This is a genomic window from Chryseobacterium sp. CBTAP 102 (assembly GCF_003201365.1).
Taxonomy (GTDB): domain Bacteria; phylum Bacteroidota; class Bacteroidia; order Flavobacteriales; family Weeksellaceae; genus Chryseobacterium; species Chryseobacterium candidae.
Map to the genome: position 1 here is coordinate 128,222 of NZ_QICX01000012.1, position 22,332 is coordinate 150,553.

The 22,332-nt window shown below is 35.7% G+C and carries 20 protein-coding genes; 11 read left to right on the forward strand and 9 right to left on the reverse strand.

The window, feature by feature from the left end; all coding sequences use genetic code 11:
- Positions 1-171: 171 nt before the first annotated feature.
- Positions 172-2,064 carry an ABC-F family ATP-binding cassette domain-containing protein gene (locus C8D70_RS16235; RefSeq protein ID WP_110368007.1) on the reverse strand — a complete coding sequence of 631 codons (1,893 nt, stop codon included), beginning with the start codon at positions 2,062-2,064 and terminating at the stop codon, positions 172-174.
- A 216-nt stretch (positions 2,065-2,280) separates the two neighbouring features.
- On the opposite strand from C8D70_RS16235, the gene C8D70_RS16240 reads away from it, so the two are divergent.
- The 3 genes from C8D70_RS16240 to C8D70_RS20890 all read left to right on the forward strand — a co-directional run bounded on the left by C8D70_RS16240 (position 2,281) and on the right by C8D70_RS20890 (position 3,477).
- Entirely contained in the window at positions 2,281-2,793 is a 513-nt protein-coding gene (locus C8D70_RS16240; RefSeq protein WP_110368008.1) for a 5' nucleotidase, NT5C type, read from the forward strand.
- A gap of 210 nt (positions 2,794-3,003) precedes the next feature.
- Complete coding sequence (locus tag C8D70_RS21330) at positions 3,004-3,138, forward strand: hypothetical protein (protein ID WP_410493714.1); 135 nt, start codon at positions 3,004-3,006, stop codon at positions 3,136-3,138.
- Positions 3,139-3,309: 171 nt separating this feature from the next.
- The gene (locus C8D70_RS20890) at positions 3,310-3,477 is read left to right on the forward strand and encodes a hypothetical protein (protein WP_181416148.1); all 168 of its coding nucleotides are present in this window, start codon (positions 3,310-3,312) and stop codon (positions 3,475-3,477) included.
- Positions 3,478-3,500: 23 nt separating this feature from the next.
- On the opposite strand, the gene C8D70_RS16250 is transcribed toward C8D70_RS20890, so the two are convergent.
- Positions 3,501-4,364 (reverse strand): glycoside hydrolase family 25 protein, encoded by an 864-nt coding sequence (locus C8D70_RS16250; RefSeq protein ID WP_076595811.1) that lies wholly within the window; start codon positions 4,362-4,364, stop codon positions 3,501-3,503.
- 66 nt (positions 4,365-4,430) lie between these two features.
- On the opposite strand from C8D70_RS16250, the gene C8D70_RS16255 reads away from it, so the two are divergent.
- The 5 genes from C8D70_RS16255 to deoC all read left to right on the forward strand — a co-directional run bounded on the left by C8D70_RS16255 (position 4,431) and on the right by deoC (position 8,926).
- Positions 4,431-5,693 carry an NAD(P)/FAD-dependent oxidoreductase gene (locus C8D70_RS16255; protein WP_076595812.1) on the forward strand — a complete coding sequence of 421 codons (1,263 nt, stop codon included), beginning with the start codon at positions 4,431-4,433 and terminating at the stop codon, positions 5,691-5,693.
- On the forward strand, positions 5,690-6,361 hold the full coding sequence (gene trmD, locus C8D70_RS16260) for a tRNA (guanosine(37)-N1)-methyltransferase TrmD (RefSeq protein WP_076595813.1): 672 nt from the start codon (positions 5,690-5,692) through the stop codon (positions 6,359-6,361). Before C8D70_RS16255 ends, trmD begins: the two co-directional genes overlap by 4 nt.
- A gap of 381 nt (positions 6,362-6,742) precedes the next feature.
- Entirely contained in the window at positions 6,743-7,678 is a 936-nt protein-coding gene (locus C8D70_RS16265) for an endonuclease/exonuclease/phosphatase family protein (RefSeq protein WP_110368010.1), read from the forward strand.
- Positions 7,679-7,707: 29 nt separating this feature from the next.
- On the forward strand, positions 7,708-8,178 hold the full coding sequence (locus C8D70_RS16270) for an Lrp/AsnC ligand binding domain-containing protein (RefSeq protein ID WP_002976659.1): 471 nt from the start codon (positions 7,708-7,710) through the stop codon (positions 8,176-8,178).
- Between the two features lie 4 nt (positions 8,179-8,182).
- On the forward strand, positions 8,183-8,926 hold the full coding sequence (deoC, locus tag C8D70_RS16275; RefSeq protein ID WP_110368011.1) for a deoxyribose-phosphate aldolase: 744 nt from the start codon (positions 8,183-8,185) through the stop codon (positions 8,924-8,926).
- Between the two features lie 51 nt (positions 8,927-8,977).
- On the opposite strand, the gene dusB is transcribed toward deoC, so the two are convergent.
- Together dusB and C8D70_RS16285 are read right to left on the reverse strand one after the other, a co-directional pair.
- Entirely contained in the window at positions 8,978-9,973 is a 996-nt protein-coding gene (gene dusB / locus C8D70_RS16280; protein WP_076595816.1) for a tRNA dihydrouridine synthase DusB, read from the reverse strand.
- Between the two features lie 144 nt (positions 9,974-10,117).
- Positions 10,118-13,345 (reverse strand): hypothetical protein, encoded by a 3,228-nt coding sequence (locus C8D70_RS16285; protein WP_110368012.1) that lies wholly within the window; start codon positions 13,343-13,345, stop codon positions 10,118-10,120.
- A gap of 149 nt (positions 13,346-13,494) precedes the next feature.
- Here C8D70_RS16285 and C8D70_RS16290 point away from each other — a divergent pair, with 149 nt between their 5' ends.
- The 3 genes from C8D70_RS16290 (at position 13,495) to C8D70_RS16300 (ending at position 16,302) form a co-directional block, all read left to right on the forward strand.
- Entirely contained in the window at positions 13,495-14,286 is a 792-nt protein-coding gene (locus C8D70_RS16290; RefSeq protein ID WP_110368013.1) for a T9SS type A sorting domain-containing protein, read from the forward strand.
- 176 nt (positions 14,287-14,462) lie between these two features.
- Positions 14,463-15,332, forward strand: a complete 870-nt coding sequence (locus C8D70_RS16295) for a T9SS type A sorting domain-containing protein (RefSeq protein WP_076595818.1) — start codon at positions 14,463-14,465, stop codon at positions 15,330-15,332.
- Positions 15,333-15,492: 160 nt separating this feature from the next.
- On the forward strand, positions 15,493-16,302 hold the full coding sequence (locus C8D70_RS16300) for a T9SS type A sorting domain-containing protein (protein ID WP_110368014.1): 810 nt from the start codon (positions 15,493-15,495) through the stop codon (positions 16,300-16,302).
- Between the two features lie 102 nt (positions 16,303-16,404).
- Here the strand turns inward: C8D70_RS16300 and C8D70_RS16305 are convergent, their stop codons facing one another.
- The 5 genes from C8D70_RS16305 to C8D70_RS16325 all read right to left on the reverse strand — a co-directional run bounded on the left by C8D70_RS16305 (position 16,405) and on the right by C8D70_RS16325 (position 22,318).
- On the reverse strand, positions 16,405-19,227 hold the full coding sequence (locus C8D70_RS16305; RefSeq protein WP_228408048.1) for an aminopeptidase: 2,823 nt from the start codon (positions 19,225-19,227) through the stop codon (positions 16,405-16,407).
- A 53-nt stretch (positions 19,228-19,280) separates the two neighbouring features.
- On the reverse strand, positions 19,281-20,660 hold the full coding sequence (gene pyrF, locus C8D70_RS16310) for an orotidine-5'-phosphate decarboxylase (RefSeq protein WP_110368016.1): 1,380 nt from the start codon (positions 20,658-20,660) through the stop codon (positions 19,281-19,283).
- A gap of 121 nt (positions 20,661-20,781) precedes the next feature.
- Positions 20,782-21,123 carry a YkvA family protein gene (locus C8D70_RS16315; RefSeq protein ID WP_076595822.1) on the reverse strand — a complete coding sequence of 114 codons (342 nt, stop codon included), beginning with the start codon at positions 21,121-21,123 and terminating at the stop codon, positions 20,782-20,784.
- An 82-nt stretch (positions 21,124-21,205) separates the two neighbouring features.
- Complete coding sequence (locus C8D70_RS16320; RefSeq protein WP_110368017.1) at positions 21,206-21,745, reverse strand: TlpA family protein disulfide reductase; 540 nt, start codon at positions 21,743-21,745, stop codon at positions 21,206-21,208.
- Positions 21,746-21,754: 9 nt separating this feature from the next.
- Entirely contained in the window at positions 21,755-22,318 is a 564-nt protein-coding gene (locus C8D70_RS16325; RefSeq protein WP_110368018.1) for a thioredoxin family protein, read from the reverse strand.
- Between the last annotated feature and the right edge of the window lie 14 nt (positions 22,319-22,332).

The window sequence follows — 22,332 nt, forward strand, 5'->3', positions numbered from 1 at the left end:
ATGAATTATGAACGAATTTAAAGTTTAAAGTTTAAGGTTCAAGGTTCAAGGTTTAAAGTTTAAGGTTGATTGTAGTTGTGATTATAAATTTTCAACTCATTTACCCTCAAACCCTCAAACTCTCCAACTCTTTGAATTCGTTCATAATTCATCATTTTTAACTCATCATTATTAAAGGATTTCCTGAAGTTCCAGCCATCTCATTTCGTGGTTCTCCAGTTTTTCTGAAACCGTTTCCAGCTCAGAAGAAAGAGTGGCTATCTTTTCGTAATCAGCTTCATTGTTGAGCTTATCCAGAATTTTAGCACGTTGTTCTTCCAGTTCAGGCATTTCTTTTTCAATGGTTTCCAGTTCTCTTTGTTCTTTAAAAGTGAGCTTTCTTTTAGAATTCGAAGACTGGATATTCTCTGTTGAAGAAATTACTTCTTTTACAGGCTCAGGTTTTACCGCTGCATTTTTTTCCAATGCTTCTTCACGGCTTCTGGCTTCTCTGTATTCTGAGAAATTCCCTACAAAATCCCGGATTTTTCCATTACCCTCAAAAGCCAGTACATGATCTACAATTCTGTCCATGAAATATCTGTCATGGGAAACGATAATCAAAGATCCCTGAAATTGCTGAAGGAAGTTTTCAAGAACAGTTAATGTTGGAAGATCAAGATCATTGGTAGGCTCATCAAAAATCAGGAAGTTAGGATTCTGATACAAAATATACATCAGGTGAAGTCTTCTCTTTTCACCACCCGAAAGTTTAGAAATAGGAGAGTACTGAGTCTGATCGTCAAATAAAAACAATCTTAAGAACTGTGATGCAGATAAACTTCTTCCATTTGCTAAAGGATAAAATTCTGCAATCTCCTTGATGAAATCAATTACACGTTCATCCTCTTTATAGCTAAGGCCTTTCTGAGCAAAATAACCGAAAGAAATCGTTTCTCCTGTTTCAATTTCTCCTTTATCCGCTTTTTCAAGCCCTTGAATGATATTGAGAAGAGTAGATTTTCCTGCTCCGTTTTTTCCAATGATTCCCACTTTTTCTCCACGCTGAAACTGGTAGCTGAAATCCTTTAAAAGAACTTTCGGTCCAAAGCTCTTGTCAATATTTTTGAGTTCAAGAATTTTATTTCCCAGACGCTTCATCTCAAAATCCAGTTCCAGTCCGTCCTTTCTGGTATCGGTTTTGGCAACTTTTTCCGTTTCGTAGAAAGCGTCAATTCTGCTTTTTGATTTTGTGGTTCTTGCTTTTGGCTGTCTTCGCATCCACTCCAGCTCCTTTCTGTAAAGGTTGTTGGCCTTGTCAATTGTAGCATTAAGATTCTCCTCACGAATCATCTTGTTCTCCAGATAAGTGGCATACGAACCGTTGTGAACGTAAAGATTCTGATCCTCCATTTCCCAGATAATATCACAAACACTGTCAAGGAAATATCGGTCGTGGGTTACAAGCAATAAAGTGATTTTTGCTTTGTTCAGATAATTTTCAAGCCATTCTACCATATCCACATCCAGGTGGTTGGTAGGTTCGTCCATGATAAGAAGGGTATGTCTGTGTTCAGCTCTTGTTTCTGTTAAAAGTTTAGCCAATGCTACACGTTTGATCTGTCCTCCGGAAAGAGTTCCCATTTTGGCATCCAGATCAGTGATCTTAAGCTGGGAAAGAATCTGTTTCATTTCATTTTCCAGGTCCCAGGCTTTATGAGCTTCCATATCAGCTAATGCTTTCTCAATAAAATCATTATCTGTAGAATGAAGGGATCGATGATAGTTTTTAAGGGCGAGGATAGGCTCAGAATCAAGGGTCATCATAAATTCTTCAATGCTGAGCTTAGGATCAAAGTCGATTTCCTGGTCAAATAATACCACCTGGATATCTTTGTTAATGATCGCAGTTCCGCTGTCTGCAATTTCTTTACCCATTAATATTTTCAGAAGCGTAGATTTTCCACTTCCGTTTTTGGCAACAATCGCTATTTTATCTCCTTCATTGATGTGGAAAGAAATATTTTTAAACAAAACTTTGATGCCGTAAGATTTGGTAAGATTTTCTGCAGAAACGTAATTCATTGGGAATTAATAGTTTGATTTTAATTTTTAACTAAGCTGCAAAAATACGAAAATGTAACCATAAAACTTTCCGGAACTTCTCTTATGAAAATGAATATTTATGATTTTTTAATAGACTGTGTTCCTTGTCTGAAAAAACTAATCAGTAAATTTGATTAACCATAATGAAATGTACATTGTAAATACTAATACATAATACAAAATCTGATTGAAGTAATGAAAAAAGTAATTGTCGACATGGACGGGGTAATGGCAGATGTATATCATCAGCTGGTACAATTTGAAAAAAGAGATACAGGAAGAGAAATTGAAATCAGTGATTTGGCGGGTAAGCCTGAAATAGAGTCTTTTCCCAATGGAAAAAAGCACGTGAATGAAGTAGGTTTTTTCAGAACATTGCCTGTAATGAAAGGAAGCCGTGAGGCAATTGAATATCTGAATAATAAATATGAACTCTATATTGTCTCTGCCGGAATGGAGTTTCCCAACAGCTTAAGAGAAAAATATGACTGGCTGGCAGAGCATTTTCCATTCATTACCTGGGAACAGATTGTTCTTTGTGGAAGTAAAAAAGTAGTTGCCGGAGATGTTATGATTGATGATTATCCTAAAAATTTAGATCATTTTTCAGGGCAGAGATTGATATTTACCCAGCCTCATAATGAATTGATAGAAAATGATACGTATGAAAGAGTTCATTCATGGGAAGAGGTTATGAATATCCTTTAATCTGTGTTAAAATTCTTCTTAGCGTCATTATAAAATTCTGGTAATTTTTAAAGTAATTCTAATAAAACGTAGAATAAATTTAATAAAGTATTGAGAGTGCGACGTATTAAAAATAAATAAGTTTGCTTCAAACTTTTAACATGAAAATATTGTACGCTTTATTTTTTTTATTTCTTCTATGGCCTTAAAGCACAGGTTATTTCCGGAACCATTATTTCTAAAAATGAAAATGAGCCGATTCCTTATGTGAAAATTGGAATTGAAAAGAAATCAATAGCAACGATCTCTGATGAAAAAGGAAATTTTCAATTGATCTTTCCAATACAGGTTCCCGGCAGAAAATAAAAATAGAAGTACCGGGATACGATCCTTATCAGGAAAAAATACAGAATTTTAAAAGTATGATCAGCAGAAAATATTTTTAAATGGAAAAACTCAAAATATTAAAGAGGTTACAATTTAACCTAAAAAACTAATCGATAAAAACTGGGGAGTCAATGCCAAAACGAAAAGTGTTTGAAATATTTTGATGGCAGAATTAAAATCAGTGCTGCTTTGTTCAGAACCGGATTGATAAGAGAATTTTATGGTGACTGGCAAAAAATGACTATTGCCGCACCAGCCATTAATATTGATGTGAAAATGGATGAAAACGGAGACAATAATCCGAATAAAGATGATTAATACATCATGTGTTTTCTAGCTATTTAATCCAGTGTCAGTCTTTTTAATGACCACGAACTTCCATTATAAACATCCAGATCCACTTTTGCATTAATGCCATGAACAATTCCGTTTTCTGTAAATTGCCAGAAGTCCCATTCATCATCAGGCGAAGGAGACGGAACATCATTGTAATTGGCAAGCCATAAAGGGTAGCCTTCAAATTCCCCTTTCAGAAAATCTTTATAATAATGGTAGTAGGTGTAGATGATGGGCTTTTCACCATAAGCGTCTTCTACAATTTTACACCATACTTTCAGGTCTTCAACCAGTTTTTTGTTGGTTTTGCGCTTTGGAATTTTTTCAATATCAAGAATCGGAGGAAGATCTCCGCTTTCAAGTTTCACATTCTCTAAAAAATTATTGGCCTGGATCACAGGATCTTCATCAGCTCTGTAAAAATGATAGGCTCCCCTGATAAGCTCATGTTTTTTGGCACTTTCCCAGAATTCATCAAAATGCTTGTCGGCACTCCGGTTTCCCATTGTTGCACGCATCACAACAAATTCCAGCGGAATCGTTTTATTTCCGATGCTGAGGCTATCCCATTTGATATCTTCCCGGTTCTGATAATGCGAAACATCAAAGCCATAGGTTTTGTCAAGGTTGCTGGCTAATATCCTTTGAATTCTTGCCGCCTCTTTTTCACTGTTATGAAGCTTTTTATGCTTAAATTTATTAAAGTACAAGGCATAGTAATAACTGACGGACTGCTTTAAGTAAAGCCCTGTTCCCACTAATGCTATCATTAAAATCGCCAATATGACCCATCTCCGGAAAAAATACTTCTTCCGTCGCGATTTATGGACTTGTTTGGCAGTTTTTTTGGTATACTTTTTTGGTGTCATAAAGTTTTGCAAAACTAACTTTTTTCACTGCCAAATGCTAAAATAAAATCAGTAAATTTGTGTATTATGGAAACACGCGAAAAAATCATCATTATTGGAGGAGGATTTGCGGGGCTGCAGCTTGCAAAAACATTGAATAACAAGAACAAAAAGGTCATTGTTCTCGACCGGATGAACCATCATATGTTTCAGCCGCTTTTTTATCAGGTAGCCTCAGGAAGGATAGAACCTTCCAACATTTCTTTTCCCTTCAGAAAGATTTTTCAGCAATCCAGAAACACACAGTTCCGTATGACAGAGGTGAAGGAAATAGACCCTGCCAACAATAAAGTCATTACCGACGAAGCAGAATTTACTTACGATAAACTCATCATTGCAACGGGCTGTAAAACTAATTTTTTCGGAAACAAAGATCTGGAAGGAAAAGCTTTCGGAATGAAAAATACCCAGGAAGCCATCAGTATCAGAAATCATGTTCTGATGACCTTTGAAAAACTGATTATTGAAAAAAGCCGCAGCGATGACGGAAACTGGAATATTGTGATCGTTGGAAGCGGTCCTACCGGAGTAGAACTGGCGGGAGCTTTTGCTGAAATGAAAAAAGACATTCTTCCAAGAGATTATCCTTACATGAACTTTGATCATCTGAAGATTATCCTGGTAAGCTCCACAGAAAAACCCCTTGCTGTAATGAGCAGCGAGGCCCAGGAAAAATCTGAGAAATATCTGAAAGATCTAGGTGTTACTTTTTTGAGCGGAGAAGTGGTAACAGATTATGATGGTGACAAAGTGCATCTCAGAAGCGGAAAAGAAATACCATCCAACAATGTGATCTGGGCAGCCGGCGTTACCGGAAATGTAGTAGGAGGTTTTCCGGAAGAAAAATTAGTAAGAAACAGATATATTGTAGATCGATATAATAAAATACAGGGTTACGATAATATTTATGCCATCGGAGATATTGCCTATATGGAAACACCAAAATATCCACAGGGGCATCCTCAGGTAGCTAACGTAGCCATTAATCAGGGAAAAAATTTAGGGAAAAATATTTTAAAGAAAAGCCTGGAAGAATGGAAAGAATACGAGTATGATGATAAAGGCTCATTAGCGACTATTGGGAAGCACAGAGCTGTTGTTGATCTGCCGTTTATAAAATTTCAGGGATTTCTGGCATGGTATTTCTGGATGTTTCTCCATTTAATGCTAATTTTGAGCGTTCGAAATAAGCTGGCCATATTCTTCAACTGGATGTGGAGTTATATCAACAAAGATTCTTCTTTAAGATTAATTATTATACCTACTAAGAAAAACGGAACATTACAATGAGAATTGACATAATAAGCGTACTTCCGGAATTGATGGAAAGTCCTTTCAAAACTTCTATTTTGAAAAGAGCGATGGATAAAGGGCTGGTAGAAGTACATTTTCACCATTTGAGAGACTGGGCAATCAATAAGCACAGACAAATTGATGATGAACCTTACGGGGGCGGAGCAGGAATGGTAATGATGGTAGAACCGCTGGATAAATGTATTTCAGAGCTTAAATCTCAACGGAATTATGATGAAGTCATTTATCTGACACCGGATGGCGTTACTTTGAATCAGAAAATTGCCAATTCACTTTCCATCAAAGAAAATCTCATCTTTCTTTGCGGCCACTACAAAGGAATAGACCAAAGAGTAAGAGATCTTCATATTACAAAAGAAATTTCAATCGGAGATTACGTTCTTACCGGGGGAGAACTCGCAGCCTGTGTTTTGGCAGACTCAATTATCAGATTGCTTCCCGGAGTTTTGAATGATGAACAGAGCGCTTTAACAGACAGTTTTCAGGACGATCTTCTTTCACCACCCATCTATACAAGGCCTGAAAGCTATAAAGGCCTGGATGTTCCCAAGATCTTGCTGAGCGGAAATTTTGGAAAAATCGAAGAATGGCGGCATGACGAAGCTGTAAGAATAACAAAGGAAAAACGTCCCGATTTATTGTAATCGAAAATTGTCAGAACTTATCTTTTTTCGGGTTTCATATTTAATTCCATTCGTTATAGATAAATGGAATAATTTTTGTTTCATTTTTAATAATAGTGAAAAATATTAATTTTTTTGGTTTTAACTTGAGAATTTATTTCTATTATTCCGGATTTTGCGTATTGTCTCAATTTTGATAAATATATCAGAACTAGAGGATGATTGAAAAATTAATTCATATTAACTTATTTCATTAGTATTTTTTACTATATTTGAATTGTTTTTTATTGGAAATCGATTTACTGTTTTAGAAGTAAATCACGAAAATTTGAAAAAAAAGAATAAATTTACATCTTAAAGTAAAAAGAACATAATAAATTAAAAGTATAGAAATTAGTGTAGATGGAGCTGTTCTCTTTTTATAATGTTGAAAATTTATTTTTACCCGATCCGAAACCTGTCCACAAATTAGATCCTACCCGGTCAGGATTAAGGAATTGGGATGAAAAGAGATACAGAAATAAGCTCTTCAAGATCTCACATGTATTTCAGTTGATGAAGGAGGATAATGGTGTACTGCCATTTGTAATAGGATTATCTGAAGTTTCCGGAAGGAAAGTTTTGGAAGATCTTGTGGAGATGGAGCCCTTTAATTCGGAATACGGAATTGTACATTACAATTCTATGGACGAAAGAAAAGTGGATGTAGCCATGTTATATGATAAAAATAAAGTAGAGGTAATAGATTCGGAAACCATTACTTTCTTTTTTGAAATAGTAAATAAAAACACAGAAAATTACGACACAACCAGAGACGTACTTTTTTCAAAAATAAAATATAAAGGGGAAATTATTAATGTCTTTATCGCCCATCTTCCCTCTAAGCGCGAAAAAGATATCAATAAACCTAAAAGAACCTTTATATTGAATGAAGTACGGCAACGGATTATAAAAATTGTAAATGCTGATAAAGAGCATGTTATATTGTGTGGTGATTTTAACGAAAACCCGGATGATGAAAATTTAGTACAAATTCTCTATGACAATGACGATGAGAAGGCTTTAATGAACCCTTTTCAGCAATTGTTTTCCACAAGAAATTATTCTACTTTTCATTATAAATCTGGATTGCTGTATGATCAGATCATTATGTCAAGATCTTTGCTTGATAATAAGACGCTGGTTTTTCAGGATGCTCATATATTCAATTCTGAAAAAATTAGCAGCAGAACCAGAAATTTTGAAGGACGGCCATTCCGAACTTATGCTGGTACACGGTATTTAGGCGGATATAGCGATCATTTTCCGGTTTTTGTAAAATTTAAAAATTTACAGTAAAAAAACATAAATAATAAAAAAAGTAGAAAATGAAAAATTCGAGCAACACAAGCTACCATTTAGATTCTATTGACAAAGAAATCATCTACATGTTGATGGATAATGCTAAAACTTCTTTAGCCCACATTTCAAAAAATGTTGGAATTTCCACCACTGCAGTGCATCAAAGAATCAAAAAACTCGAACATGCAGGAGTTATTGAAAATTCAATTTCATTTCTTAATCCTAAGAAAATTGGATACAAAGTGATTTCCTACATTGGTGTATTTTTAGACCAGCCAAGCCATTATCCGGAAGTGGTAAAGTCTTTGCATGATATCAACGAAGTAGTGGAGGCCCACTATACTACAGGAAATTACACTATTTTCCTGAAAGTGCTTTGTAAAGACAATGATCACTTAATGCAGATTCTTAGCAAGCTTCAAAAGCTGAAGGGAGTAACAAGAACAGAAACTTTTATATCTTTAGAACAAGGTATTTACAGACAATTGAAAGTATAACAATATGAACATAGCCCAATATTTGGATTCAACTTACCTGAAAACTCCAGAGCAATCAGGTATTTCCCACGAAGAAACACTTCAAAAAGATAAAGAACTTACGCAGGAAGCAATAGACAATGGTATTTTTGCCGTAATGATTCGACCGGATTACGTAGCTGAGATCAGGAAATATATTCAGGAAAGAAATTCAAATGTTGTAGTAGGAACTGTGATAGGTTTCCACGAAGGAACGTATTCTGTTGATGAGAAACTTGCAGAAGCTTCAAAAGCAATAGAAGACGGAGCAGATGAATTAGATTTTGTGATTAATTATACGGCTTATTTACAAGGGAATATAGAGCTGGTAAGAGAAGAATTTGTAAAATGTACCCAATTATCTATTGAGCATCAAAAAGTTGCAAAATGGATTATTGAAATTGCTGCATTAACTGATGAACAGATTGCAGATCTTACTAAAAAGATTTCTACCTGGGCAGAAGAAAATTTTTCTGAAAATGAGTTGTCGAAAATTTTTGTCAAATCATCTACAGGATTTTATCAGACTGCAGAAGGAAAGCCTAACGGAGCAACCTTTGAAGGAATAGCAATTATGCTCAGCAATGCTGGCAGACTTCCTGTAAAAGCAGCCGGAGGAGTGAGAACTCCGGAAGATGCTGAGAAAATGATCAAAATGGGAGTTAAAAGAATTGGAACTTCTTCAGCGCTGGGATTAATTAAAAACGAATCTTCATCAGAAGGATATTAATATTAGATTCTAAATAATAAAAAACCATCAGTTTTGCTGATGGTTTTATTTTTATAGCTGTGCCTGATATTCTTCGTAGAACTGTTGGGTTTCTTTAATTAAGCTGTCCATTTCTTCCATAGTGAAAACTTCCAGGAATTTTTTTCTGAATTCCTTGAAATGAGGAATTCCACGGAAATAGTTGCTGTAATGTTGTCTCATTTCTACCAACCCTAATCTTTCTCCTTTCCATTCAGTACTCCATTCTGCATGTTGACGAACAGCCAGTAACCGATCTGAAATTGTTGGTTCAGGTAAATGTTCTCCTGTTTTAAAGAAGTGTTTGATTTCATTGAATATCCATGGATATCCAATAGCAGCACGCCCGATCATAATACCGTCACATGCATACTTTTGCTTGTAGTCTAAAGCTTTTTCAGCAGAATCTATATCACCATTTCCAAAAATGGGAATCTCAATATTAGGATTTTGTTTAATTCTTGAAATATGTTCCCAGTCTGCCTCACCCTTATACATTTGAGCACGGGTTCTTGCATGGATGGTAAGAGCTTTAATTCCTGTTTCCTGCAGGCGTTCTGCTACTTCATCAATATTAATGCTGGTGCTGTCCCATCCCAGACGGGTTTTTACCGTGACAGGAAGGTGAGTAGAGCTTACAACAGCTTTTGTAAGACGTACCATAAGGTCGATATCTTTCAGAACACCAGCTCCCGCTCCTTTGCAGACAACTTTTTTTACAGGACATCCAAAATTGATATCTACCAGATCCGGATTTACGGTTTCAACAATTCTTGCAGACATAGCCATTGCTTCTTCGTCTCCACCAAATATCTGTATTCCAACGGGTCTTTCATAATCGAAAATATCCAGCTTTTTACGACTTTTGATAGCGTCACGAATCAACCCTTCGGAAGAAATAAACTCCGAATACATTAAATCTGCACCATGCATTTTACACAAACGTCTGAACGGAGGATCACTTACGTCTTCCATTGGAGCCAGCAAAAGTGGAAATTCCGGCAGTTCTATGTTGCCTATTTTTATCATGGTGCAAATTTACGAAATTCTGAACATTCAGAAATATGATATTATCTATCGGTATAAATGATTGTTTTGTTTAGAAATTTGAGCATAGAAAAAGAATTCAAATAATGTAAGTTCTAATGGTCTGCTCACTTCAGTTTTTCATTGTTAGAAGCTCGCCTTTACCTGCATACTACCGATGTGAATGGTCCGGTCACCGGAGTTTCTTCCTTCGTAATTAAGGTTCAGCTGGATAAACGAGTTGATTGCCTGTTGGATAAACACACTCCATACCTGGTTTTTTCCAGGTTTAAGCCCATCCAGCATCTGGTTTCCTACAATACTGAAATTGTTTCCTGTGAAATTGTTACTGATGAAAGAGAAATTCCCACGGATAGACGTTTTTCTGCGCTCCCATTGGATGGTTCCTGTAATATCAAAAGCTTTAAGAAGTTCTTCTCCATCCAATCTTTGTTTCTGGCGGAAAGCAGAAGATAATTCAGCCTGAATGGCATCTGTAAATTTATACGTTGCTTTGGGCTTGGTTTCAAAATTATTGAGACGATAATCCCTTGTTTTAAATAATTGTGAGGAGTTTTGGATATCATGAACCGAGTTTTCCCAATCCACTCTGAATTCTTTATTGAACCAATATCCTATATTCAGGAAATGAGAAGTCTGTTCACGTTCTTCATTACTGAAATTGGCATTAATAAGATTGTCATTGGTGATGAATCTGTAATTTCCGTTCCATCCTGATTTTTCGGTTGGATTAAACTGTACGGAAGCCAAAATATTCTGATTTTTAAGGATCTGATCACTGTTTTTTTCAAAAGGATTCAGAACAAGAACTTTTTCCTTTTTATAGAATGAGTTTTGAGAATTTAATGAAATATTGAAATTCCAACGTTTTAAAAATTTATTCTCAGAATTGAAAACAATGGCCGGATTGACAAATAAGGCCAGCTGCAATTTATTTTTATTGGAAGGAATGTATCTTACAGAATTAGTATACACACGGATATATTGGGCAAGATCAGAATACTCAGCGATTTCAAATTCGTCCAGCTGCTGAATGCCATCGCCATTATAATCGGTCCATTTATAAACACCTTGTCCGTCTGTTACTTTAATGTACTGAAATTCCCTCTGTGCTTCCTGCCCGTTTCCAAGCTCATAGAAAGCCTGAAGACGCATTCCGTTCCTGAAAAGCTGCTGATTGTATAAGATGTTTCCGACAACAAAATCATTATTACGGGTTACTTCACCTTCTGCACCTGCGTAGAAGAATTTCCGGTAGTGAATTAAGGCATTTAAGGTGGTTCTTTCTGTTTTGATAATCTGACTTTCAGCCATGATCCCCAAAATATTGTTCATATTCTGAAGTCTGTTATCACGCACCGAATCGTTATCTCTCATATACACTTTTGCCAATAATTTGGTTCTTGTACTGTCACCGATTTTCTTTTGCAAAAAGATTTCTTTCCAGCTGAAACTTGTGACATCCATAAGTTGGGTATCATTATATTTCTTCTCGTTATGCTCCATGCTTCCACCAATGGCCCAGCTTCCTTTTTTACCGGTAAATTCCGTTGAAACTCCACCACGGATGAACTTCGTATCCTGAAGAGTAGCGTTGGTACTCAGATAAGACAGATTACCTTTTGTAAAGAATTTTCCTGTCAGCCAGCCGAAATCAAGGTCATTTTTAATCCCTTTGTAAGAATCCTGTTCATTCAGATAATTGATGCGGTAATTCAGCGTAGACTTATTATTCCATTTATTCAGGAAGCTGAAGATAAATCTGTTCTGGGTCTTTTTATTGAATTCCTGCGTAAGGTTGAAATCTCTGGAGAATTCTACATCATTGATACGGTCAAGGATATGAAATTGCCTGTCTATATATTGATATTCAAAGCTTGGAGTTCCTTTCCATGTGTTTTTTGTGAAGCTTTTATTTCCAAAAATACGCCACGCATATCCCATATTCTGATCAGAATCTTTTGATGAAAATAAATTGACATCATAATTGCTCAGCGAGATATCAGCACCTATTTTTCCTTCATTCAGCAGATATTCAGAGTTTAGAGAGTATACCTGTGATTTCTGAGGTGAAGGAAGTTTTCTTACTGCTCTGTAGTCTCCGCCATTAGGACCTGCATATTCAAAAACACGTCCGTTGTTGGTAGTCTGTGCAATTTTATAATCTCCCTGATTGGCTCCGAAATAGGTAAAAGAAACCTGATACAGTGTTAAACTTGAATCCGTAGAATATTCATAGAAGTTTCCGGCAGGACTTAATTTATATAAAATCTTATTGACATCATATTCGGTTACTACTCCTGAAGGGGCATACATCAGGTCAGGATTATTTCCGGCTTCTGCAAGAATCTGCTCATCTTCCTTAGAAAGATTTAGAGAAAGAGGAGCATTTTTGTTGTCATTTTCCATAAACCAGTTGAATCCCACTTTGAATTTTTCTCTCTGATGCTCAAGCTTTCCGGTAAACAAATACCTTGAATAGTTCCTGTTGGCATAGTTATAAGAAATGGTGATGAAATTCTGTTGGAAAATAGGGCGGAAACTGGTAAAAGTAACCTCACCGGTATTGTAATTGATGATATAATCCTGGTTTTCACCACGCTTCATTAAAATTCCATCAATAAAAACCTGTTCAGATCCGGAAATCAGTGTGATAAATTGTTCACCGTTCTTCCCTGTCAGACGGTAAGGTCCCTGGTTACCTTCAACCCCCTGAAAACGGATTCTGTGGAATTCACTTCTAGCAACACCTGCAGAAATATCTACAAATGTCTTGTTCTCCTTCCCGAATTCTGTCTGGAACTGAAGTCCCATACTTCTTCTCTGGTATTTGGCAAAATAATTCTTAGCTTCTACCAGATCAAGATGCCCCGCTCTGAGAATAGACTTGTCCTTAATATTAAGCTGCATATAGATTTTGTCAAACTCCTCCAAAGTCTGGGTATAACCATCAGCCTGAATCGGCAGGTTATGATCTGAGATACTTGCTAAAATGGTAACATCTTTAGATAAACGCCCAGATATCTGAAGATCCATAGAACTCTGTACAGATTGCCCCTGATTATTACCAAAAGTAATTCCCCGAATGATAGAACCTTTTGAATTGAGTTCTCCTAAAAATCTCTTTTTATCATTTTTTGCCAGTACAGCTTCATCAATAATGATCTTATTGTGGGTTCTTATGAAGTCCAGAGTGTCCTTGGCAAAGATATCCTGTTCCAGCTTTGCAGCAAGAATACTATCCCTTTTAATACTGTCTTCAGGAACGTTGGGATTTTTCCACGAAAAAACCTGAGCATTTCCTGAAAATATGCCTAAGAAGAATAAAACGGATAGAATGACAAGATTCCGCAAGTTTTGGAAAATAAATCGTAAAAATAGGTAAAAAATGTTAATACTATGAGATTAACAAATAAAAATAAAAAATTAATCAAAATTTTGTGATATATTAGAAAATATTTTTACTTTAGTAAGTGAAATAATTAATTAAAAAAATTCAAGTCATGAAAAAAATGTATTCGTTAGTTGCTGTAGCTATGCTTGCTACGGCCTCTTTTGCACAAACAACTCTTTTGTCAGAAAATTTTGGTACAACTTCCGCATTACCATCCGGGTGGACAAGTACAAGTAGTACAAACGGTTGGAATATAAATACAGCTTCTGCTTCATCCGGATATTCCGGTGCATCAGGAGGAAGCAATGCTGCATTTGCGGGAACTGGTACAAATGGAGTCACTCATTCTTTAACTTATTCCAATTTATCTACAGTTGGGTATAGTAATATTAACGTTATATGGGGAGGTAGAGGAACAAGCAGCTTTAACCAGAATGTTAATTTTCAATGGAGTACAGATGGGACTGTTTGGAATAATGTGACGTATACTTACAACAAAAATTCTGGCACCTGGGATCTTGTAAATGGAGGTGTAGCTATTCAATTGCCTGTAGGAGCAGAAAACGCTTCTAATTTAAGGCTTAGATGGTCTTCTGTGACAAGTAATTCAGGAAATTACAGGATTGATGATGTAAAGGTTGTTGGTACTTCTGCTTCACTTGCTACCAATGAAGTGAAAAGAAATAAAAATCTTTTCGTTAAAAATACTGTTCTAAAAAGTGACATCAGCTTCGGAGTAACATCTGATGTTAAAATCTTCAATATGGCAGGTCAGGTTGTTAAGACGGCTGCTGTTCATGAAAATCAGTCGCTGAATGTTTCTGACCTTAGAGAAGGAGCTTATATCGTAACGGGAACTGTCAACGGTAAAGCTGTTTCAGAAAAAGTGATTAAAAAATAGTATCAGGATAGACTTATAGTTCAATATACGACGCCATTTTATCAAAATGGCGTTTTTTTATTTTCTTCATGTAAATGATTTATTTTATTAACAGAAATTTAATCTAAATATTGTGAATTATTGAAAAATCGATGTAATTTAGTCACTGAAATTATTAATAACAAAGATTTTAAATCATGAAAAAACTTTATTCTCTTTTTGCAACAATTGTGATGAGTGCAGTTGCTTTTGCACAAACAACTTACCTTTGGGATGGTAGTTCTGTAAATCCCATTTCTGGTATCAATGCTAATATTTCAAGTGTAGCATTTGCAGCAACTCAGGGAAATAATAATGGTACAACCACTTTAATTACCACTTCATCCGTATCTTCAGGATATACCGGAGCAAGTGGATCCAGTAATTTTGGTGCTGCAGCTTTTAAAGAAGCTCTTTCCACTGCAACTAGTACCTATTTTAGTGTAACTGTTACTCCTGTCGCAGGTAATAAAGTAACTTTAAATTCTTTAAGTTTCGGGTCCAGAGGAACATCTACAGGCCCTGGAAAGATTACAGTATATTCAAGCATTGATAATTATGCAACAGCGATAGGTACAGCCAATGTTAATAATAATAGTACATGGGCATTGAGTAACATCACTTTTTCAGGTGCTAATTTAGTTGGTGCAGAATCGGCTCCGGTTACGCTAAGAATTTATGGAAGCGACAGTGCTGGTGCCGGAACTCCATCTCTTGGTACTGCCAACTGGAGAATAGATGATATTTCTTTAACGGTTACTTCGTCTACTGCCTCTTTAGCTGTTATTGATGCCAAAAACGAAAAGTCAGGAAACTTCGTAAAGAACTCTTTAATTAAAAATAATGAGATTATTTTCGGATCTGACGTGAAAGATGTGAAGATTTTCAATATGTTCGGACAGCTTGTAAAAGAAACTGCTGTAAAGCCAAACGAAGCTGTAAGCATTGCTGAATTAGCAAAAGGAAACTATATCGTTACAGGTACCGTAAACCACCAGCCGGTTTCTCAGAAAGTTCTTAAAGACTAATTTTTTTTAGATAAAAATATAGCCAGCTGCTTTAATTGAAGCAGCTGGCTTTTTATGTAATTATTTCCAGATTTTTAGATTTTTGTATCTTATATATTTCTTAATTTGGTGGTATTATTTTTGATGTTTTTATGATCAATCCATTTCTAAAATTATTACTATGAAAAAAATCTTTACTCTTGTTGGACTTATAGTATTAACTTCGTTTTCCAATGCCCAGATTGTGATCAATGAAATCTATGGCGGGAATGTCAATTCAGGATCTGTATTGAAAAATAATTATATCGTCCTTAAAAATATCGGAACTACTTTGGTTTCTTTAACGGGAGCAAGTATTCAATATGCTCCGGCCATAGGTGCTTTTACAGAATATCATACGCTTCCGGATTTTACATTAGGACCGGAAGAAACCTATTTAATTCAGGAGTCAGCGATTGAAGGTGGTGTTGAAAATCTGCCAAAACCGGATTTTATTGCAACTACAATTATAAATTTTGACGGAACTCCTAATAAATCTTCCGGATTAAAAATCTCCAACGTATCAGGAAAAGTTGCATTAGCCGGAAATATAGTGCAGGTCACCGGGCCTTCTGCGTCCAATGTTCTGGATTTTGTAGGATATGGATCCAATGCAGATCAATTTAAAGGAGATGGCCCAGCTCCTTCTCCCACTACAACTACAGGCATCAAAAGAAATTTAGTAGGAAGTAATGATAATATGTCAGACTTCTCTCTCGAAGGCAGCGTGAAGTCTGGTTTTGTACAGAATCCTTTTATAAAAGACAGCAGAATAGTATTCGGAACAGAGGTGAAAGATGTGAAAGTTTACGATACATACAGACAGGTTGTTAAAAAATCACCTACTAAACTGGCTTCAGTTCTTGATATTGCAGAACTTCCCAAAGGAACTTATATTGTGACAGGAACGATTAACAATATTCCGATCTCACAGAAAATTATAAAAGATTAGTTTTTAATAAAAAGAACAGCCTGTATTCATAAGCTGTTCTTTGACTTTTATATTGTTATCTATATAAGATTTAATCCACAAAGATATCCACAATTTTTTCTATTAATACCAGCCTCTTCTTGCTGCATTAATAATGGATCCGAGATTAAGAATTAAAGTATATCTGATACGTTTTCCGTAATCTTTGAATGAAGGTTCAAAACCCAGAGAAGACTGGATCGGGAAATATACTTCCAGAAAATCAGGGATGATTCTTACTTTAACTCCTGTGTCCCATATGAATTTGGCAGGAAGATCTTTATTTTTATATACTCCGGCATCCGCATACACATGGAATATTTTCCATACACTGGAATCTACATTGGCAGAGGTGATCCATTGGTTCACTGTTCCCGGCAGGAAAGATTTAAAACCACCATCAGCTAATATAAACTGTTGAGAAAGGAGGCCGCTGCTGGCACTTTCTCCCAAAAGAGTATAAGAGAATGAATAGTTGGAAACCCTGGAAATTCCATAGTCAAAGAGGTTATTTCTGGTGTTGTTTCTTAAGAAGTATCCGGCAAATAAACGTAAGCTTAGCTTTTGTTTAGGGGCAAATTCCCATCTGTAGAAGCCTTCAGCCGTTATTTTATTGAAATCTTCCATTCCCTGGGCGCTCAGGCTGAAGCTTTTTTCATGAATCATCTGGTTATCGCTATAACCATAGCCAATACTCCAGAGATTATATTTGCTGTAATCATTATTGGCGATCATTTGAGGACTCAGATCTCTTTCAAAATAATTATAGGAAACTCCAAGACTTCTGCTTACAGTACTTCTTGGGTTCTTTCTGAAGTTAATTGAAGATGATATTGAGGTTTTTCTGTAGGCCAGATCATAATCATAATGGAAATAAGAGCCTGAAAGACCGAATGTAAGACTTCGGATAATGCTTTCTGCAGGCAGAATAGAGTAGGAGACTGCTCCGGAACCCGTAAGTTTTCCTGTTCCGGTACTATAGGTTGGAGTCACCGAATACAGGAATTTCTGATCAAAGAAAGACTGATTTTTAAAATTAGCTCCCAAAAGAAATTTATCATACGTATTGTTGAAACGCACTCTTGGGCTGATGTAAATCTCATTGTATTCCGGGTTAGGAATATCTTTTATTAATTTAAGTTTAATTTTTTTCGTATTGGAAAACAGTCCTTTCGCATACAGAAAGTTGTCTCTGTAATTGGATTCAGGGAAAATATAGCCGCTGTTTAAGGTGGTTTTGTAAATATTTTCTGAAGCAGGAAGTGACAGGCTGGTGGTGCGTTCGTTTTCCTCCGTATCGATCCAGTAAGTTTTCTTTTCTCCTTCTCTGGTTTCTGTTTCCAGTTTTACAGGAATAGAAATGTCTGTATTTCTTACAATTTTTATTTGCAGAGAATCATTATCTTTTCTGATGTTTTTCAATTTAAAATCAATCCTGTTCTTTTGTTTGAAAAAGTTGGAGAGATAGGCGGCTGACTTATTGTTTTCAGCAAGGGATGACAGAAATTCATCAGGATTAATTTTTTTTCCTGAATTCTGAGAAATATAATTTTTTACAATTCTATCAAATTGTTCATATCCCATTTTGTCTGCCGAATAGTTGAAAAGACTTCCGGTTTCAAAGCTGCTGATGGCCATATCATTGAAATTACTCAAAACGGGAAAATGTTCATCGATTTTCTGATCAAGGTTCTGCAGCATGATATATTGATAGGAAAGCCCATAGCGGTCCAGAAGTTTTACTTTGGAGGCATGGAATAACTTTAACGGTTGAAGTCCAAAGATTCTGGTCTCGGGAAGTGTACCTAAAAGTTTCGTGTCAGCATAGAATTTTTTGAGATATTGAATTTCGAGATAAGATTTTAACCCATTTTTAAACCAGTGATCTTTTTCTTTATCTGCAATAATGCCTTCGTCAAGAATTTTCTTAGCAATGATCCCAAAATAATCCATATCCGTTTTTTCGGTCTCGGTAAACAGACGGAATCTGAATCTCCAGAAAGTAATATCATTATTCCCGAAAAAGTCTTCTTTGGCTCTGAATTTATCTGAGATAAAGATACTTTTCGGAAGATACCCGATGCGCTCCTTAATGAATTTTAATTGTAAAGGAAGATAAAACTCCAGGTTTTGTTTTTCATCCGGTTTCAGATTATATCCAAATTTAATTTCGATTTCATCGCCGTCAACATTGGTTTTGATGGATTGAAATTCTGTTGTAGAAATCAGGAATTCAGGATCTGAATCGAGATATCCCTTAAATGAATTCATCTGAACCTGTGGAAGATTTCCCTCAACAAAACTATTTACAGGGATGTCAAAGTTAATGGTCCAGAAAGTATTAAAGCTTATCTGTTCCTCAATATCGTGATAGTTTCTTCTGGAAATATTGTCCGGATCAAAATGATCCGGAACAATAAAGAAATATTTTAATACAGTATTCTGAGTGGATGTTCCGTATCCCGTAAAAGTTTTATCGGGAAGCTGCATCCTGTATTGCAACTGTAAAGTGACGCTTTCGCCAGGTTTTAATACATTTTTCAGAGGAATAAAAAGATTTTCATCCGAGAGTGTATTGACAGGAAGAACTTCATTTTCAGAATTTTTAATATTCAGTTCAAGAAGTTTTCCCAATTGATCATTTTTTGCAAAATGCAAATCATTATTCCGGTCTTCCAGTTTTCTGTAGACTAAAGAAGTTCCCCGTTTATTGTACGCGGAAACCCAATTCAGGAGTTTTATGGTCTGCAGGTCTTTCCCGGAATGATTGTAATAAACAATTTCCTGACGGACATCAAGATTCTTTTTGTCAGGAGACAGTTTTGTTTCAATGTATATACTGTCTGTCTGTGCAGAAACCTGTACAACTCCACATAACAAAATAAGGCAAAGGCTGATCTTTTTCAAATATTCGTGATAAAGCCCAAATATAACTTATTTTGTATATACTTTATAGCATTTTAACCTTGAATTGCTTTTTTTTCCAAAGAATTAATGTAAGCGTTCCATCCCTCTGTTTTATAAGTGATTGCTGATGCTTCCGGATCATTGGATTTGTAGATTCCTCTTCCTACAATAATAAAATCTGTGTGAAGTGTTTTGAAAACATGTTCCGGTGTGTTGTACTGCTGCCCTTTACCATCTCCCGAGTCTGCAAGATTTACCCCCGGAGTGAACAATAGCAGATCTTCAGGAATTTTATTCTGAGATACACCGCCAATTACATTAGGGTGAGATAAAGCTACTTTTAAAGCTTCTTCACGATAGCTTGCAGTTGTTAAAGCTCCTTTAGAAGACATTCCAACGATGGCTACCACTCCTACATTTTTGAAGCAGTCTAATGATTCAAAACCTCCGATTACCTGAGAAGTTACGAAATCTGCCCAATCCGTAATTTTGAAAACCCCGCTTGTGAACTGAAGTTCCTGCGTGTTTCCGATATCAGCAAATTTTCTGTCTTCCATCAGTAAGAACTGGTGTTTTGCAGCAATAGCTTTTAAAGGAGTAATTGTTTTTTCGTATTCGAAATCAGAAATAATATCGATATGCGTTTTTAAAGCAATAATATGCGGACCTACTTTTTCAGCAAGTTCCAATAGCTCGTGAGTTGTGGTAACATCTGCAGAGGCAATAAGGTTTGATTTTTTTGTCAAGGCCGTTTCCAGTAATTTTTTTGAAACGGAATGTTGTGCTGCCTGAAGTTTCTGCTCATAAGAAGATCTTGTTTCTTCTTCAAACTGAATGTGGTTCCCCTGAAGGAAGTCCTGGATTCTTTTTACTTCTTCATCTGACAACTCACCTGTTTCCTGAAGAATATGGCATACTTCCGAAATATTGAAAAGCGTGTGAACTCTATAGCCCTTACCTTCCAATAATTCCTTTCCTCCCTGTTCTCTGTCCAATACCACCACAATGTCAGAAACTTTAAGATCTTCCTGTTCTATTTCAGGAATGGTTTCCAGCAAAGATTTCCCCGAAGTGATCACATCTTCTACCAAAAGACAGTTTTGTCCTTTCTGGTAAATTCCCTCAATCAGCTTTTTGGTACCGTAGCTTTTTGCTTCTTTTCTTTTAATAATTAATGGAATATAGCTTTCCAGAGACATTGCAGTAGCCATAGGAAGCGCAGCATAAGGAACTCCACAGATTAAATCAAAATTATCTAACGGAAGCATTTCCAGTAAATAATTTGCAAGATTTTTTAAAATTTTAGGATCTGAAGCCAAAGGTCTCAAGTCTACATAAAAAGGACTTTCAATACCGCTTTTCAGGGTAAACCTGCCGAATTTGATGATGCCTAGTTTGTAACACTCTAAGAAGAATTCTTTTTTACTTTCCATTATTTTTTATTAGATATTGCAAATTTAAGGAATTGAAATAAGGCTTAAAAATTTATCGCTCATTTGTCAATAAAAAACCATCCCGGATTGGCCGGGATGGAGTGAAAAATATAATAAACTATTATTTTACGATTTCAGCATCAATGATTTGGGCACCACTGTATTTTTGCTGAGCTTCCCATAATAAAAACTTGTCCACCTCTTTAATGAGCTTAGGAATGGTAAGTGACAATACTGCCAGGTCATCCATGACTCCAATTACCGGTATCACAAATTCAGGAAGGAGGTCAATAGGAGAGAGCACATATAAAATTCCCAGTAAAGGAAGAATAATGTCTATGGATTTCATTGGATAAATTCCTTTTCTCCACATTTTAACCATTCTGAAAATATCAGGGATCTTTTTTATAAAGCCCTTATGATTGATGGCTTCTTTTGCAAGATTTAATTTTGAATATTTCATTTTGTGTTTGGATTAATAAATTTTTCAATGCTATAAAATTCGCAAATCCTGTACCAACAAATTATAAAATTTAGTTAAAATATTATTTGATAATATTGTCAATGAACTGATGCACAGTCTCTGTGTTCCAGTCTTTTGTGGCATCCTCTTTAATAAGGATTCTTCCGTGTTTATCCAGCAGGAAAGTGGTAGGAAATACCTTTGGAAGAATTTTCTCAGAAATTGGACTTTGAGCAATATATACAGGAACAGTATAATTATTTTCTTTCAAAAACTTTCTTACATCCTCTTCCTTATCATTCATGGCAATCAGTACAAAATCTACATGATCTTTTCTGGTATCATACAGTTTCTGAATAGAAGGCCATTCTTTTCTGCAAGGCGGACACCATGTTCCCCAGAAGTTCAGAAAAATACCTTTGTCCTTAAAGTTTTTAAGATTAGTGCTTGGCGTATTGATTCCTTTAAGCTCTATATCATAATCTTCTTCACTGATATGAACTGCATTTTCTATAGTAGCTACCGGAAAGAATGTATCCTTCAGAAAGTTTCTTACTCCTGGTATAAAAGCAACACCAGCGATAATCACAATAAGTATAAGATAAATGATGTTTTTTTTCATATCTCTTTTTTATAGAAGATCCAAAATTTCCTGAACAGCATCTTTCCCTCTGTTTTTAGCATAATATATTTGCAGATCATTATAGAAAGAATCTTTTGAATATGCTTCAGGATCGGCTTTATATTTCATCAGAAGTTCATATCCATATTTAGGACGTGGTCCCCATGAATTTTTTACATTCAGGTCTTTATCAAGGATAAGTACTTTCGGAATGGATTCCGTACCATTAGTTAAAAACTGATTGATTAAACTTTTATCACTGTCTCTCAGAAAAACTCTTACTTCGTTATGTCCTTCAAAAAATATGAAAAGAGCAGGCACTGTTGCACTTGCATCTCCACACCATGCTTCAGAAATAATCAGAATTTTTCCGTCAAAGTTTTTGGCTGCAAGTTCTTTCAGCTGATCTTCATCCGGAACGTATTTTTTTACCGTTCGGTCCATTCTCTGAAGACCCAGTTCGTAATATTGTTTATAGTCAGCTTCCTGTTGGTTGGCAGGATTCTCTAATCTTTCTTTTGCAATCTGAAGATATTTTTCAAACGAAATTCCTTTATCCCAGTAATTTTTCATTACTAAAAATATTT

Excerpts from the sequence above, each read along its gene's own strand:
- C8D70_RS16235 (WP_110368007.1), bottom strand. The coding sequence starts at position 2,064 with ATGAATTACGTTTCTGCAGAAAATCTTACCAAATCTTACGGCATCAAA.
- C8D70_RS16240 (WP_110368008.1), top strand. The coding sequence starts at position 2,281 with ATGAAAAAAGTAATTGTCGACATGGACGGGGTAATGGCAGATGTATAT.
- C8D70_RS16250 (WP_076595811.1), bottom strand. The coding sequence starts at position 4,364 with ATGACACCAAAAAAGTATACCAAAAAAACTGCCAAACAAGTCCATAAA.
- C8D70_RS16255 (WP_076595812.1), top strand. The coding sequence starts at position 4,431 with ATGGAAACACGCGAAAAAATCATCATTATTGGAGGAGGATTTGCGGGG.
- trmD (WP_076595813.1), top strand. The coding sequence starts at position 5,690 with ATGAGAATTGACATAATAAGCGTACTTCCGGAATTGATGGAAAGTCCT.
- C8D70_RS16265 (WP_110368010.1), top strand. The coding sequence starts at position 6,743 with ATGGAGCTGTTCTCTTTTTATAATGTTGAAAATTTATTTTTACCCGAT.
- C8D70_RS16270 (WP_002976659.1), top strand. The coding sequence starts at position 7,708 with ATGAAAAATTCGAGCAACACAAGCTACCATTTAGATTCTATTGACAAA.
- deoC (WP_110368011.1), top strand. The coding sequence starts at position 8,183 with ATGAACATAGCCCAATATTTGGATTCAACTTACCTGAAAACTCCAGAG.
- dusB (WP_076595816.1), bottom strand. The coding sequence starts at position 9,973 with ATGATAAAAATAGGCAACATAGAACTGCCGGAATTTCCACTTTTGCTG.
- C8D70_RS16290 (WP_110368013.1), top strand. The coding sequence starts at position 13,495 with ATGAAAAAAATGTATTCGTTAGTTGCTGTAGCTATGCTTGCTACGGCC.
- C8D70_RS16295 (WP_076595818.1), top strand. The coding sequence starts at position 14,463 with ATGAAAAAACTTTATTCTCTTTTTGCAACAATTGTGATGAGTGCAGTT.
- C8D70_RS16300 (WP_110368014.1), top strand. The coding sequence starts at position 15,493 with ATGAAAAAAATCTTTACTCTTGTTGGACTTATAGTATTAACTTCGTTT.
- pyrF (WP_110368016.1), bottom strand. The coding sequence starts at position 20,660 with ATGGAAAGTAAAAAAGAATTCTTCTTAGAGTGTTACAAACTAGGCATC.
- C8D70_RS16315 (WP_076595822.1), bottom strand. The coding sequence starts at position 21,123 with ATGAAATATTCAAAATTAAATCTTGCAAAAGAAGCCATCAATCATAAG.
- C8D70_RS16320 (WP_110368017.1), bottom strand. The coding sequence starts at position 21,745 with ATGAAAAAAAACATCATTTATCTTATACTTATTGTGATTATCGCTGGT.
- C8D70_RS16325 (WP_110368018.1), bottom strand. The coding sequence starts at position 22,318 with ATGAAAAATTACTGGGATAAAGGAATTTCGTTTGAAAAATATCTTCAG.